Annotated in this window: 15 protein-coding genes; 10 read left to right on the top strand and 5 right to left on the bottom strand. The window is 44.6% G+C overall.

Translation table 11 applies throughout. The features are described 5' to 3' along the window. Positions 1 to 558: 558 nt before the first annotated feature. Both NTX75_02990 and NTX75_02985 read left to right on the top strand, forming a co-directional pair. Positions 559 to 783: a hypothetical protein gene (locus NTX75_02990; protein ID MCX5815195.1), complete on the top strand. Its 225-nt coding sequence runs from the start codon at positions 559 to 561 to the stop codon at positions 781 to 783. Further along, positions 774 to 1,226 carry a PIN domain-containing protein gene (locus tag NTX75_02985; protein ID MCX5815194.1) on the top strand — a complete coding sequence of 151 codons (453 nt, stop codon included), beginning with the start codon at positions 774 to 776 and terminating at the stop codon, positions 1,224 to 1,226. Before NTX75_02990 ends, NTX75_02985 begins: the two co-directional genes overlap by 10 nt. 245 nt (positions 1,227 to 1,471) lie before the next feature. Here the strand turns inward: NTX75_02985 and NTX75_02980 are convergent, their stop codons facing one another. The 4 genes from NTX75_02980 to NTX75_02965 all read right to left on the bottom strand — a co-directional run bounded on the left by NTX75_02980 (position 1,472) and on the right by NTX75_02965 (position 3,107). Beyond that, complete coding sequence (locus tag NTX75_02980) at positions 1,472 to 1,762, bottom strand: nucleotidyltransferase domain-containing protein (protein MCX5815193.1); 291 nt, start codon at positions 1,760 to 1,762, stop codon at positions 1,472 to 1,474. Positions 1,763 to 1,795: 33 nt separating this feature from the next. Then, the gene (locus tag NTX75_02975; GenBank protein ID MCX5815192.1) at positions 1,796 to 1,987 is read right to left on the bottom strand and encodes a DUF4160 domain-containing protein; all 192 of its coding nucleotides are present in this window, start codon (positions 1,985 to 1,987) and stop codon (positions 1,796 to 1,798) included. A 112-nt stretch (positions 1,988 to 2,099) separates the two neighbouring features. Next, positions 2,100 to 2,390, bottom strand: a complete 291-nt coding sequence (locus NTX75_02970) for a helix-turn-helix transcriptional regulator (protein ID MCX5815191.1) — start codon at positions 2,388 to 2,390, stop codon at positions 2,100 to 2,102. Positions 2,391 to 2,897: 507 nt separating this feature from the next. Continuing rightward, the gene (locus NTX75_02965; GenBank protein ID MCX5815190.1) at positions 2,898 to 3,107 is read right to left on the bottom strand and encodes a molybdopterin-binding protein; all 210 of its coding nucleotides are present in this window, start codon (positions 3,105 to 3,107) and stop codon (positions 2,898 to 2,900) included. 209 nt (positions 3,108 to 3,316) lie between these two features. Between NTX75_02965 and NTX75_02960 the strand changes: the two genes are divergently transcribed. The 8 genes from NTX75_02960 to NTX75_02925 all read left to right on the top strand — a co-directional run bounded on the left by NTX75_02960 (position 3,317) and on the right by NTX75_02925 (position 10,384). Further along, the gene (locus NTX75_02960; protein MCX5815189.1) at positions 3,317 to 4,219 is read left to right on the top strand and encodes an FmdE family protein; all 903 of its coding nucleotides are present in this window, start codon (positions 3,317 to 3,319) and stop codon (positions 4,217 to 4,219) included. A gap of 183 nt (positions 4,220 to 4,402) precedes the next feature. Further along, positions 4,403 to 4,960: a site-specific integrase gene (locus NTX75_02955; protein ID MCX5815188.1), complete on the top strand. Its 558-nt coding sequence runs from the start codon at positions 4,403 to 4,405 to the stop codon at positions 4,958 to 4,960. Between the two features lie 441 nt (positions 4,961 to 5,401). Continuing rightward, positions 5,402 to 5,494 carry a hypothetical protein gene (locus NTX75_02950; GenBank protein MCX5815187.1) on the top strand — a complete coding sequence of 31 codons (93 nt, stop codon included), beginning with the start codon at positions 5,402 to 5,404 and terminating at the stop codon, positions 5,492 to 5,494. Then, a complete protein-coding gene (locus NTX75_02945) occupies positions 5,491 to 5,766 on the top strand; it encodes a helix-turn-helix transcriptional regulator (protein MCX5815186.1) in 276 nt (91 codons plus the stop codon). Before NTX75_02950 ends, NTX75_02945 begins: the two co-directional genes overlap by 4 nt. A gap of 522 nt (positions 5,767 to 6,288) precedes the next feature. Then, positions 6,289 to 7,251, top strand: a complete 963-nt coding sequence (locus tag NTX75_02940) for a hypothetical protein (protein MCX5815185.1) — start codon at positions 6,289 to 6,291, stop codon at positions 7,249 to 7,251. A 468-nt stretch (positions 7,252 to 7,719) separates the two neighbouring features. Continuing rightward, the gene (locus tag NTX75_02935; protein ID MCX5815184.1) at positions 7,720 to 8,280 is read left to right on the top strand and encodes a hypothetical protein; all 561 of its coding nucleotides are present in this window, start codon (positions 7,720 to 7,722) and stop codon (positions 8,278 to 8,280) included. Positions 8,281 to 8,291: 11 nt separating this feature from the next. Continuing rightward, positions 8,292 to 9,308 (top strand): hypothetical protein, encoded by a 1,017-nt coding sequence (locus NTX75_02930; GenBank protein ID MCX5815183.1) that lies wholly within the window; start codon positions 8,292 to 8,294, stop codon positions 9,306 to 9,308. A 23-nt stretch (positions 9,309 to 9,331) separates the two neighbouring features. Then, a complete protein-coding gene (locus NTX75_02925; GenBank protein MCX5815182.1) occupies positions 9,332 to 10,384 on the top strand; it encodes a thioredoxin domain-containing protein in 1,053 nt (350 codons plus the stop codon). A gap of 286 nt (positions 10,385 to 10,670) precedes the next feature. Here the strand turns inward: NTX75_02925 and NTX75_02920 are convergent, their stop codons facing one another. After that, complete coding sequence (locus NTX75_02920) at positions 10,671 to 13,655, bottom strand: N-6 DNA methylase (GenBank protein ID MCX5815181.1); 2,985 nt, start codon at positions 13,653 to 13,655, stop codon at positions 10,671 to 10,673.

Raw genomic sequence — 13,655 nt, 5'->3', positions numbered from 1 at the left:
GGTGATAGAACACTACAAAGACTACGGCTTCCGGGGGGCGCTGAAGAAACCTTTTAGTTTTGATGAATTTGAGGAAATGGTAAAGAAGGTTATAGGTACAGAAGCATAATATATTCCCATTACCAGGGAGAGCGTTTCAAGCTCTCTACCCTCCCACTATTTTTATTTCTTCCTCCGTAAGCCCATATAACTCATACACAAGCCGGTCAATCTGGTGGTCGGTGGCGTCTATTACTGGGGCTTGCGGGGCACGTCCCGGTCATGGGGCGTTTTTGCCTCTGCAAGTTGTTTAAAGTTATGTCCCGATTTCCTTTAACATTTGCATTTCTTTTCGTAATATTGTGTTGATTACCTTATCAAGCCTCACGTTTCTATGTTCTACCACAATGTCTGATTATGAAGGTAGTATCATTTCCTTAAATCTTGCTCGACCTTCTTATAGAGTTTTACCCGGAATAGCATCATTTATTAACCGTCTTATAATAAAAGATAGACAATAATATTATCAAATAGTAAAATTTATCAAATCATTAAACCCCTTAACGGGAGGAGCATACATTGAAAAAAGCATTAGCCATTGAAAAAATAATGATAGAAGAAATAAAAGAGCTTTCGATATACCAGCAAAAAAAGATACTCGATCTGGTACGTCTCTTAAAAAGTAGCATTAACAATTCGTCTAAAAAGCACAGCATCATAGAGCTTAAAGGTTGCGGGAAAGATATCTGGAAGGGAATAGATGCGCAGGAATATGTGAACAGGCTCAGAGAAGAATGGAATTAAAACTCCAGAAGATACTCAGGAATATTGATTCAGTTGCAATAGATACGGCGCCCTTCATTTACTATATTGAAGAAAACAAAACCTACCTGAAAGCTCTTGATGCATTGTTTACGCTAATAAATGACGGAAAAGTCATTGCATACACCTCTGTTATCACTTTAATCGAGGTGTTAACGAAGCCGATGGAAGAGAATAATGAAGAGTTGTCGAAGAAATACGAAGACCTCTTAACAAATTCAGAACACTTAACCCTTATTGATATTGACCGGGATATAGCGATTGAGACTGCAAAGTTGAGGGCAAAATACAAGATCAAAATACCTGATGCGATTCAACTGGCAGCAGGCATTGTCAATAATGCAGGTGTTTTTGTAACCAATGATACAAATCTTAAAAAGGTGAAAGAAATTAAAGTCATAGTTCTCGATGACCTTATCAAATAGCGTTTAAATTCAATAGTTCATAACACATTACCTGTTTTCAACTATTGCAATTTCTTCTTCCGTGAGCCCATATAACTCATACACAAGCCGATCAATCTGGTGGTGCCCCCTCCAGCAGCCAAGCCGCTCCACACCTTCGGGAGAACAGGTGAAATACTCGGCACTTTCAATTTGTGCTGTCCGGTATGATATTTTCTCAATGGCTTGATCAATCTTCCAAGAGCATCGAGTGAACAAGCTCCTTGTCAAACATAAATAGCCTCTTGTTCAATCCGTTTTTTGAGAAAAGGATTCATTTTGTCCCGGAGACGAACTATGTCTACTCGGCGCTTGAGGCTGCCCTCTATTTCTCCCTTGAAATGAACAAGCAGGAATGGATCAGGCGTCCTGGTGGTGACGCAGATATCAATGTCGCTGTCATCACGCAGTTCACCGCGCGCCACAGAACCAAAAATACAAAGCGAGGTAATACCATATTTCTCTGCATGTGTCTTTTTAAAATCACGCAAGAAAGATATTATTTCATCTCTGTTCACAAACAATCTCCTCGTAGGTTATGTTACCACAATCTAAATCCGCAATCTACGCACATTTAAACCCAGATTGTTCATTAAGATTAGCATTGGTGTCGGGCTATCCCCCGCAAACACTCTTGGAGGCAAGTATCCTTCAGTTAGTATGAAACCGTCAATTTTAATGGCCGCCTTATATTCTCCGTATACTGCATGAAAATGAGGTGGACTGTGGTCATCAAAAAACATACCAATTTACCATACATTACGGTACATTCCTAATATTTAACAATTATGATTCCACAATCTTTATATCTTGCTCCGTCAGCCCATACAACTTAAAATAAATCTCTTTGCAGTTCTACCCGTGTGCGGGTTTCGATTGGATTTTCACTACCAGTTCGGCATCGAGAGCATCTGCAATCTTCTTGAGTGTTGACAGCTTCGGCAAGCCATGGGTGAGGCCTTCTATCCTTGAGACGGCTGATTGCGGCATACCTGCCTTTCTCGCAACCTCTTCCTGAGTCATGTTTCTCTTTATCCTCTGTTCAATAATGCTTTTTGCAAGCTTATATTCAGGAAGAAGATTCTCATATTCTTTTTTAACCTGCCCGTCTTCCAGGAGTTTTTTTCTATGTTCCCTGTAGTTCATTGTTATCTCCTTTGTGCAATATATTCTTCCATTCTCTTTACGGCAATTCTAACCTCTCCTTTACCCCGATGCCGTATTCTTCCAACAAGTCTGCAATGAAAATAAACTTTTATGCATTATTATATAGCACATGTGCTATATAATGGCAAGCCTTCTTTCCAATTATTACTAACCGGTTCGCTATGATTTTTCAGGGCCGCAGGGAAGGGACTGCTTTCTGCAACCGAGGCTGCGCGGTGATTGCACGAGATACAGCCTTTCTTCCTGCTACACGTAACAAACAGTTTTGAAATGTAATAGTTGGTCTGTGCTTTCAAACTGTAATAGTTATTTACTGCTATCAACGATTTTAATCAAACGAGGAATAGGATTATTTTCAAATGCTTATCTACGCATTTTGTTCTTGGCTGGAATTTTCATTAATAAGCAAAAGCTAAGAAGTGCAGCGACAAACTATAATCTTATGGGCAGGGCAGACAGCTACCCCGCCCACACCGTTGATGTACCTCAGTCGGTAGCAATAATAACGTTTGAAGCCTTTATGATTGCATAGACCTCTTTGCCGGGAGCGAGCTGCAAATTGTCAACAGAGTTTTTTGTGATAATCGAAGTAATCTGCAAACCACCTGGAAGTTCAATAATAACCTCGGAATTAACGACACCTGGTGTTATACCTTTAACCTTACCTTTGAGTACGTTACGGGCACTTACCTTCATATATGGTTTCCTCCTTTTTTTTAGAGTTGCTTTTTGCATTATATAACATTAGCAATAATATATCTTGATATATTATTGACGAGAATATATTCCTTGTCATGCAAGGAATATAAGTACTTAATAATAACCAATTATTACTAATAATAACCATTATTGACATTTATTAGCCAAAATGGTACAGATAGCAAATCTACATCAGGAGGTGTTCGATGAAACATGATTGGTCTTGTGTCTTTGCGCCTGGAGTTTTTTTGTTCTGCTTGCTTATTTTGTGCTCAATGTCTTACCCGATTTCAGTGTGGTCCGGGGAACCAGCTTACAAACAGGGAGTAAACATCTTCATAGAGACCGGGGTGGATCAACCTGACCGGGTTCCCACATGGTATGCCCCAATGGTAGCAAAACCCTATGCCCCTGTATTTGAAATGCTGGCTACAAAAGGCACACAGGGAAGGTATTATCCTTACACCTATGCAGTTACGTTAAAAGACATAATTAAATACCACGGTCATGACTGTGAAGGCTTGAGTCATGCAGCAGCAAGTGCCAGGGTAGCATTTGATATCCTTTTTCCTGACGGCATAGTTGACAGAAGCGTTCTCTGGGGCATAACGGGTCCTTCTCCATGCTGGAGCGATACCGTTGCATTTCTTACAGGAGCCCGCATACAGTACGGAAATCTTGGATTCTTCAAGGATAAAAAATATGGACATGCACTTATCCTTTATCGTGAAGATACGGGGGTTGCGGTTCTCGCCACATGGAAACATGGAATAGATAATATCCCCGGAGAACATGTTGTCCTGCCAGGCAAAATAACGTGGAAGCCCCAAGTGAACATGGACGAGGTAATAAGCCTGAAAGATGTTGTAAAAAAAGCCGACGGAAAGCAAACGCCATATCAGGTCGATCTGATGCGATACTACCAGTGGAAACATATTAACGATGTTTTTAGCCGACCCTTAGAAGACAGTTACCAGGCCAAGATAATTGAGAATTTCAAGTGGGCAGACTGGGTTGATCCTAAAAAAATGATCCCTAATTCACATCAACGTACAGATACCAGGCTGAAAAACGATCCTTACAGAAAGAGGCCAGTTTCTCTCGAATAATGCCGGGAGACCTGATTTGTTTCCCTTGGTAATCATTGCTCTCCAACGTTTATGAAGCTATTTAGTTGTAGGTGACTTTTACAACAGCTGCAACTTCATTTTTCGCCTGAATGACCGTTCGTAAATCTCTATTTTCATCATATACTATTCTCCCCAAAGACCTTCAAAAACAAGGAGGTAGTTATGAACGTAAAAGAGGCAATATCATTATTCAGGTTTTACCAGCAGTCAAACCATAGAAAAAGGACTGCAGATAGCTACAGGTTTTTATTGCAGCATTTCGACTCTCTTTTTTCTGATCATGATCTCGATTTTATAAAACCCGATGAGATCTACCACTTCCTGGAGCAGATGACAAAAACATTATCCAAATCCACCAGAAGATTGCGCTATGCCCAGCTTAAAGCCTTCTTTAATTTCATCATTGAAAAATGTCTCCCCGATCTTAAGAACCCATGTAGTGCCCCTCTGCTTTCAAAGACATTCAGGATGCCAAGACAGACACCAAAGACAATCCTTGAGAAGGAGATTGTTGACGAGATGATCTACAACACAAAGAACCAGAGAAACAGATTAATGCTGGAACTTATGGCACGCTGTGGTTTACGGATCGGAGAGCTGCTCAATATCAGGGCGTCAGATGTCTCAGAAAGAAGACTTACCATTAGAAATCGTGTCAAAAGTAATCCTCCGTCATCAGGACTTGAAGACAACCCAGATCTACCTTGGCAAGGTAAGTGAGCATGAAGCGATCCGCTGGATGGATATTCTCCATGGTAAATAACCAATATGCCTGTATTGATTATGGGTAGAAACATTAAAAGTCTTTGGGGACTGCCTTTTTCTTCTGAAAACAGGTTTTATCTACCGGGATTCTTTGTTTTATATGTTATGGAATGTAATCTTATACCAGCAACACAAGTACCGTCTTGCTCCTTTCAACCGGTAATTCTCATAAAATCACCATCGGTCTGGCGCTGTATATGAAAAACTTACTTGACAAAGGTTAACATCCAAGTTAACATTATTCAGTGAGAAGAGTTGTTACGTTCTATGCTACGGTTAGCGGAAACTGCCCGATAAAGGAGTTTCTTGATTCGTTACCGGCAAAAGCTGCACAGAAAGTAACATCGTATATTCTGTTTCTTTATAGGCAACTCTGTAGTTGTCCTGACGCATGGACTGGTAAAGAAAAGTCAGAAAACACCGAAACAGGAGATAGAAAAGGCACAAACATACAGGAAGGATTTCCTAAAGAGGAGGCCGAAACCATGAGTGATTTGAAACAATATATTAATCAGAGAAAAATAAAAGATAAAGAATTTTCTGAAGGTTACGAAGAAGGCTATGAACAGTTCAAAATCGGGGTAATGCTTCGTCATGCCCGTGAGTCAGCAGGCCTAACACGGGAGGAACTGGCTCTCAAGCTCAACACCCGGAAAACAGCAATTTCAAGAATCGAGAACCATGCGGAAGATATCAAGCTTTCAACCTTGGAACGTTTTGCAGCAGCACTCGGGAAACAATTGCGTTTACAGATTTCTTAATACAACATCTTGATCTATCGCCTCATAAAGCCTTCCTGAACTAAATAAATCAACCTAAAATTTGGCATACTCACTTTCAAATACAAACACTCACATCGGGTAGGTCAAACGTTTATCGATTTCCAAAAGAAAGTTGCACCGTTGTGAATCATAGTCGATACTTTTTAGGTGTAAATTCTTCATTCAACTCCCGTTTCTTCCTTGCTTCAAGGGAGTTTTCAAATAAAATAGTGCACGACGTTTCAAACGATAATCAAATACCAAGAATTTTAACTCAACATGTGGTACATGTGGTACAATAATTGACGGCATGTTACTCTATTTCAACACAGCCTTTGTATATGGGGAACCGAAAAACTGCAAATCAGCCAAAAGATATATGAACATCCATATTGACCTTTATCCTAACGCACCAAACACCCGCCAGTTGAAGGACGGGATTTACAAATGGGAGCTTATGATGGATAGGGAAGGGAAGTGGTGAGAAATAGAACTCTGAAACTATGCAATGGAGGAAGACAAATGATAAGCAGGAAAAAAACAGGTATGTATATTCTATCGGTTTTCCTTCTGTTAATCTTTTGTGGTATCTCTTTCGCACAAGATTCCGATGTACAAAAGACTAACTGGCTGCTTGGCGTGATGTTCAAGCTGGAGAGGATGAAGGACAACGCAGCGGAAGATATTAATAAATGCGATCTTGAGATTCAGAAATCTGAAAACACTATCAGGAAATCTGAAGACATTATAAGACAGGCAAGGCAAAAAGGTAATGCCCAGGCTGAAATGATTGCGCGGCAGGCGTTGCGCACAGCGAGCGAAGCAAGAACAAAGAACCAAGAGAGGAAAGATTTGACAGAGCGTAATAAAAAAAAGGCTGAAGAAGTCCTTGCATCCTTGAAAACGGGCGGCAAAAACCTTGAAGCCAAGGTGGAGCAGGTCGAACTCGAGAACGATAGGGCGGAATGGACAAAGAACGAGAAACAGCTCATCGAGGAACAGCTCGCGAAACGAAACCCCTATATTGATCCGATCTATGCATCGTTAAAGACGAATGCTCCGCCTCCTCTGCCCCCAACGAAGTATGACATGCTCAAACCCGGTGACGTGTTAATGATCTCCCCGGAGGATAAATCCTTCTGGGATACAATTAAAGACAGCGCATTCTGGATTGATACGGGAGATAGAATTGCTTCTGTCTCGTTATCGCCTGCTTCGCACGCTTTAGTCTATCTTAAAGAAGTTAACGGCAAGAAACTCTTTCTGGATCATACACCCGGAGGAGGGGCTCACGTAATCAGTGAAGCGGAATTCCTGAAAACTTACAGCCATCGTGATGCCCTGGTTGCGCAACCTGTGAAAGAAGTTGATGCAGCTAAACTTTGGGAAGCCGCCAAGGAATTATCAAAAAAGGAAGCGCAAATCAAGGTAAATAAGTCGGGCAACATCATAAGATCAGACCGGCTTTGGTCTCTACGGCAATGACAATATGGTTTGTTCTGAAGCTTCCCGCTGGGCTTTGGTCAATTCCGGCCTTAAGCTTCCGGAAACCGATAGTCTCCTCAAGAAGCTCCTGGGCATTCACTATAGTCCTGCTAATTTTTACAGCGATGACAAAAACTTTATCATCACCCCTTTGTATGATGTTCCCAAATAGGCCGCTAAAGAAAAATATACCATACGGCACCTCACTTTTCTCGATTAACCTTTTATTGACATGATTATTGACATGCAATTCCAGCTAACCTATACTTGTTACTGATGAAAGTAAATTATTATAAAAAAACAAACACGATTTTGAAAGAAATAGAAGGTTTTGTTTTTTTACGGACGATCTTCATAAGATGCCTTTTATGTTTATTGCTATGCATCTCTGTATTGTTGTCTTTGCAGACTGCCACAGCAGAAGAACCCGGCGCTCTGAGCGAAAGACCGTCTTTTCGGAAATCATTTGTGCCGTTGACAGTCGGAGATTATTTTTCGTGCGAGGTCCCGGCTGACTGGTCGAGATATGATCCTATCTTCGGACTTTCGCAAGAGGAAAGGAAAGCCTACGGGGTCAAACTTCAAGGACCGTGGAACGGGGAGATTCCTGTCAAGATATCCGTGTATTATTACGCGAAAGGGAATATGCTCTACAAATCCGTTGACCACTACATGAGATTGTTTTCGCAGCCTGCTCTGGGAGTAGCGCTCGAAGGCAGCAGCTATGGCCCGGTAGTGCCGACTATGATCTCCGGCAGAAAGGCCATGGCATTTGAACGTCTCGGAAATGAATTTGTGCCGATTCGTAATGACCGTGGTTTCTTCGATAAGCCCACCAGCGGAGATGCGGCAAGTGTTTATGAAAGGCGGGAGATGATGGAAAGGCCTGTGCCGGTCAAGGAACGTTTTGCGGTGCTCACCGCAGAATCAGGCTTCTACGCTCTGTGCTACTCTGCTCCTGTTGAAAAGTTCCAGGAGTTTCTCCCTGTTTTCGAAAAGGTGACGGAAACGTTTTATGCGATGCGATAAAAGAGGCAGCCATGTTAAATTCAAGACTTTTTAAGTATTCAATACTGATCCCCGCTGTTGTTTTTCTGCTTTTGACAACATTTGAAATGCGACCCGCATTTGCCCTAACGGCAACGATGGATTGCGATGGGACGACACAGCTTTATCGTCAGCAGGGGATTCCATGTTATTGTAAAGGCGGGCGAATAATCTGTAATGGGCCTTCCAGCAAGACCTCATACGGGAAGTCATCGAAAAAAGGGGGTTACAGCAAGAATACGATGGGGATGCAGATCCTCCAGGGCGCCATGAACAATTTCGCGAGCGCTTTTATGAATTCGGTAAATGCCCCAGCGCAACAGGAGCAAACAGGCCCTACCCCTCAGCAGATCGCTGCGCAGCAAGCAGAATGGGAGCGGGTCAAGGTCGAATGGCAGGTCAAGGTGCAGAAGCAGATTGGCGAAATGGAGGCACAATACCTGGAGATGGAGAAGAAAAAGGTGAGTGAGAGCAAAGCCAGACTTCTTGCAGGGATGAAGGGGGTGGACACAGCGGCTACGGGCCGCCAGTCAACTGCCATGCAGCAGTTGAGCTGCAATGCCTACTGGGGAATGAAGGCCGCCAAGGCCTCTCTGGAGGGAGACGAAAATAACGCTAGGAATTACAGCCGTTTTGCCGAAAAGCCGGATGCCGTCTCCATGGCCGAATGTGCCAAAGCGCTTCCCCAACCGTCCGAGCCGTCGCCTGCCGATAACTTCCGCAGCGAGCTTTACGAAAGCATCATCGAGGAGGTAAGTCTGCGCATCCCCATGATTGAGCAGGCCAAGGAAAAGCAGCGGGGAGCTGTCGACAAGGTTGCTGAAAAACAGCAAAAAGTAGAGGAGCTGAAAAACAGCCAGGCTCCCGACGATCTGGTGGCCGCAGCCATGAAGGAACTGGAAGAAGCAACCAACCTGAAAAACGAGGCCGATGCCGGAGTCAATAGGCTGCAGTTGGAACTCAACGCCCTGAACGAGGTGGGCAAGATGGCCAATGCCGCCAAACAATAACAGATTACGAAAGGATTAACGCCATGAAAACCATCACTAGACAATGTATCTTGATATCAATTTTATGCCTGTCTGTCGCTTTGCCTGTCTGGAGCCAGCAGGAAGTCCCAGAAGCAGCAAAAGAGCGATTCAAGTCCGGAATCGCCTTGATCGAAAAGGCTGAAAAACCTGCCGATTTCCTTGCTGCCATGACCGAATTTGAGGCCGCCGCCGCCCTGGCCCCTAAATGGCCCGATATCCACTACAATTTAGCACAACTGGCCGCGGAAACGGACAAGCCGGCCAAGGCCATCAAGGAGTACCGTGCGTACCTGGCCCTGGCGCCGGGTGAGACCGACCAGGTCAAGGTCGAGGGGGAGATAACCCGGATGAACGAGTTGATGGCAATCAAGCGTAAGGTCGGCCTGCCGGGCGTCAAATTTGTCTCGATGGCAGACGGCATCGCGGTGCTTGAGGTTTATCCCGGAACGAGGGTCGCCAAAAGCAGCCTGGAGCGGGGAGACAAGATAGTCGGCGTTGATAAACAATCAGTTGTAGGGATGAAGCTTGTTGACTTTTTCAGGACTATCGAGACCAGCACCCAGACTGCCATGCAGAGGAGCACTACGGCGAGACTCTATGGACGGGTTTCCAAAGATCGGACAGGCGGGGATATGGTTATGCTTTTTGTGAAATCGCCGGGAGTAAATCCGCAGCGTATGGTGCCCTGTAAAAAAGATATGTTCCGCTCACAAATAGTAGAGATCGAAGAGGATGAGTTCGAGGCTGAAGTGCTCAAGGAGAGTCTGCCGGTGGTGGTGATGTTTTGGAACAGCGGGTGCCAGCCCTGCAGCGAATCCATTCCCATCGTCGAGGCGGAAAGCATTAAGTACGCCGGCAAGGTGAAGTTTGTCAACGTCAATGTAGACGAGAACAAAAACCTTGCCAGACAATTGGCAGTCAAGGGGGTTCCGACCCTGATGGTGTTTAAGGGCGGAAGTGCAATATCAACCAATACCGGCAGGCTTGACAAGAATAAAGTGGAGGAGATTATGCAGAGCGCTGCTGCCGGGCAGGGAGGTATGTCGATACGGTAAAAAACATTGGTGCCGTGTCTTGTTTTTTGATGCCCTGTGGCAAGATAGGCAAAAGGTTAGGCTTGTTGTTGACGATCGCGATGAACGAAGTGAATAAGATAATAGTGTTTCATGATCTGTCACTCCAAAAAATCTGCTCAATTTATGTGTTAAGCTTTGGATAGAAAAAGGAATTATCCTCTCTTTTAATCCGTAATTATTATTATTCCAATCGCTGTATTCTATTTGTTTGTAGGTGGAACGTCGGTTTTCGGTTACCTACAGCTAAGTCGGAAGAACCATCTCACTACTCTTCCACTATTTTTATTTCTTCTTCAGTCAGTGCGTATAACTCATACACAAGCCTGTCTATCTGCCGGTCGGCGGCGTCAATCTGGCGCTGGGTGGCGGTTTTATCATGGGGCGTTTTTGCATCGGCAAGTTGTTTGTGGAGGGTAAGCATCTGCTCGACGAGGGCGACCATGCGGGAATGGAGGGCAGAATCGGAGGGGTTGGAAAAGTCGATTGAGCGGATGGGCAAAGGCGCCATGTACTGACGTTTCCACCGGTAAAAACCTCCCCTGATTTCAGAACTTATCTTAGAAAATAAAAACGTCCAGAGCGTTGAATTAAGTATGCCTAAAAGGTATTTGTCCTCAGTTCCGAGAATATAGGTTGTTGTTTCTGAGTAGTTGCCTGTAGTGTCGAGCGTGAATTGGCCTCTTGTTGCTATTTCAGCATAAATAATTTTAGGTTTTTCAAACTCCATGTAATAATCGATTGCATCCTGTATTTCATACCACTGGTAAGAACCTGGTTTACGGCCTTTCCAGTTACTACCGGTAAAGTTTTTTGGCTTTGGCATGAGTTTGTCTTTAAGCTGGCCCAAGTGTTTGTCGATAGCAGGATAATTTTTGATATTAATACCTCTCCTTGTAAAGATCAGAAATCTATCGCTTGCAGGTGACTGATACCGTTTGATATCGCGGCCCATGAGAAAGGGCTTTATAATCTCTGCGCTCTTCGGGTCTTCTGCGATGAGTCGCGCCCGCGTTTCGGTGTCTATCACAAATGCTTCGTTCAGGCCGGTTAGCACTCCCCGGAAGATTCCCCCTTTCACATATTCGCCAAGCGGTACACCTTGCTGCTTGATCTTCGTGAGCAGTTCTTCGGTGCGGTCATCGGAAAGAGACCAGCCGTTGTCGTTCAGCTTTGTGCGGTCGATGGGGTAACCTTCCGTTTTTGCATAGTCATCGAGACTGATGAACTCCAGCGTTTTCACAGCGACAATGTTACATTCCTTTTTTGGCTTATTTTTTGATACACGGATGATACAGGGGTAGGTGGTCGCCTTCTGAAAAACCGGAAGATCGCCGAAATCGATGATTTCCTCCATATACTGTGCTTTAAGCCACTTTCTTAGTGTTGCGCCGTAGTTTGCACGCATCCATTTATTGGCAACTATGTAAGAGAACATGCCCTGGTCTTTGAGGAGCGATATGCCTTTCTCAATAAAATAGACATACAAGTCTGCAGAAGCATCATAAACTTTATAATGCTTCTGGAAGTACTGCTTCAATTCGCCCAACCCCTCCTGTCGTACATACGGCGGATTGCCTATCACCGCATCGAAACCTCCTGCCTCCATGATCTCGGGAAATTCCTTTTTCCAATCAAAGACATTGATCCGGTAGCGTTCCGTATCATCAAATAGACCCATTTGCCTGCCGTCGTAAAAATCAGGCCCTATCAACGAGTTGCCGCATTTTATGTTGTCGCTGAGGTCCGGGAGCGCCCGCTCATGGAAGAGCGCCATCTGTTGTGATATGGATTGTTCGGTCTCGCCTTCCAGTACTTTCAGTAGAAGGGAAAGCTTTGTAACCTCTACTGCCTGGGTGTCAATGTCCACGCCGAAGATATTGTTGAGGAGTATGCGCTTTCTCTCGCTTGTTGTGAGTCTCCACTCGCCCCCTGACGCCTGATACAGGGCAGGTGATTTACCTCTTGCCAGTTTTTCTGGTGTATGAGAGCTGTACCAATCGCGATGCCAGTCAAGGAGATACTGATAGGCGCCGATGAGGAAAGAGCCTGAGCCGCAGGCAGGATCGAGTACCTTTATGTTTGCCGCCTGTTTCGGCGTCTTGCCTTCAAGAAGTTTTCCAACGGTGTTTTTCACGATATAGTCTACGATGTAGCGTGGGGTATAGTAGACACCGCCTGCCTTTTTTACCTCCGGCTTATCTTCGATTACCGCCCTGTGCCCTGCCGTAAGATGTATCACCTTGCCGAGAAACTGTTCATAGACCTGACCCAGGATATCCGCCGAAAGGACTGAAAATTCATAGGGGCTGTCAGGGTAGTAGAGATTTTTAATAATCTCTTTGATGACCTTATCGTCTATGAGGAGATTGAGCGTCAAATCATCTGGTGGTTCAGGGCGGCCTTTTTCCTCACGGAAATGGAACAATCCTGAATTGTAACGCTCATCGGCCCGGCGGAACAACTGACAGAGCCTTTCGTATACATTCGTGCCGTTCTGGAGCACAAGCAGACGCCCGTAGTCTTCAATGCCTCTGTCTTCACAGATGCGAAGGAAGATAATGCGGTCAATGGTTGTTTGAACAGCGAAATTGAGATTGCGCTGTGACAGGTCGGGATTGCGAAGCGCCAAGGTGCGGGCGAGCATCTCCCGCCAGGATTCGATTTCTTTCAGAAAGGCAGCATCCACTTCCGCAGTGCCTTTCTTTGTTTTGGTTGACTCGGCATACTTATCGAAGGAACCTTTAAGCACTGCCTCACGTGAGAAGATGGACGCAATTTCCACCCAATGTTTCTCATATTCAGCACAGGTAAAGTACAGGATGCGCCCGGTTGACGCCTTATCGGTTTTGTCAGGTTTTATACGGCAGTCATAGACGGCAAATTCTTCAAAATTGGTGAGTATGGAAAGGGGCAGTTTCGCTGACCATGCGTAGCGGCGGAGCTGAAAGGCTGGTTCAGGGTCATCCTTTATGCGAATGGACGGCTTTTTCGCCTCCACAAAAAACTTCCTCGTGCCGCCGATACGGAAGCTGTAGTCCGGCGCTTTTGTAACACCGCCTATCTTTATCGCATCTTCGTGAACTACATCTTTATATGCCTCGGTATAGCCATGCTTATTCTCCACATCCCAGCCGAGGGCATCAAAGAAAGGGTCGAGGAATTCCCGCCGGAGCTGGGTCTCATTGTATTGAGTTGACCTGTAAGCCTCTGCGTTCCGGTTATACCGTTCAATCAAATCCGAAAGTTGAAT

The sequence above is a fragment of the Pseudomonadota bacterium genome (assembly GCA_026388315.1).
Classification (GTDB): domain Bacteria; phylum Desulfobacterota; class Syntrophorhabdia; order Syntrophorhabdales; family Syntrophorhabdaceae; genus MWEV01.
Note: the sequence above shows the minus strand (reverse complement) of the source record. Positions and strands in the feature narration are given on the sequence as shown.

Excerpts from the sequence above, each read along its gene's own strand:
- NTX75_02985 (MCX5815194.1), top strand. The coding sequence starts at position 774 with ATGGAATTAAAACTCCAGAAGATACTCAGGAATATTGATTCAGTTGCA.
- NTX75_02975 (MCX5815192.1), bottom strand. The coding sequence starts at position 1,987 with ATGTTTTTTGATGACCACAGTCCACCTCATTTTCATGCAGTATACGGA.
- NTX75_02970 (MCX5815191.1), bottom strand. The coding sequence starts at position 2,390 with ATGAACTACAGGGAACATAGAAAAAAACTCCTGGAAGACGGGCAGGTT.
- NTX75_02965 (MCX5815190.1), bottom strand. The coding sequence starts at position 3,107 with ATGAAGGTAAGTGCCCGTAACGTACTCAAAGGTAAGGTTAAAGGTATA.
- NTX75_02960 (MCX5815189.1), top strand. The coding sequence starts at position 3,317 with ATGAAACATGATTGGTCTTGTGTCTTTGCGCCTGGAGTTTTTTTGTTC.
- NTX75_02955 (MCX5815188.1), top strand. The coding sequence starts at position 4,403 with ATGAACGTAAAAGAGGCAATATCATTATTCAGGTTTTACCAGCAGTCA.
- NTX75_02945 (MCX5815186.1), top strand. The coding sequence starts at position 5,491 with ATGAGTGATTTGAAACAATATATTAATCAGAGAAAAATAAAAGATAAA.
- NTX75_02940 (MCX5815185.1), top strand. The coding sequence starts at position 6,289 with ATGATAAGCAGGAAAAAAACAGGTATGTATATTCTATCGGTTTTCCTT.
- NTX75_02930 (MCX5815183.1), top strand. The coding sequence starts at position 8,292 with ATGTTAAATTCAAGACTTTTTAAGTATTCAATACTGATCCCCGCTGTT.
- NTX75_02925 (MCX5815182.1), top strand. The coding sequence starts at position 9,332 with ATGAAAACCATCACTAGACAATGTATCTTGATATCAATTTTATGCCTG.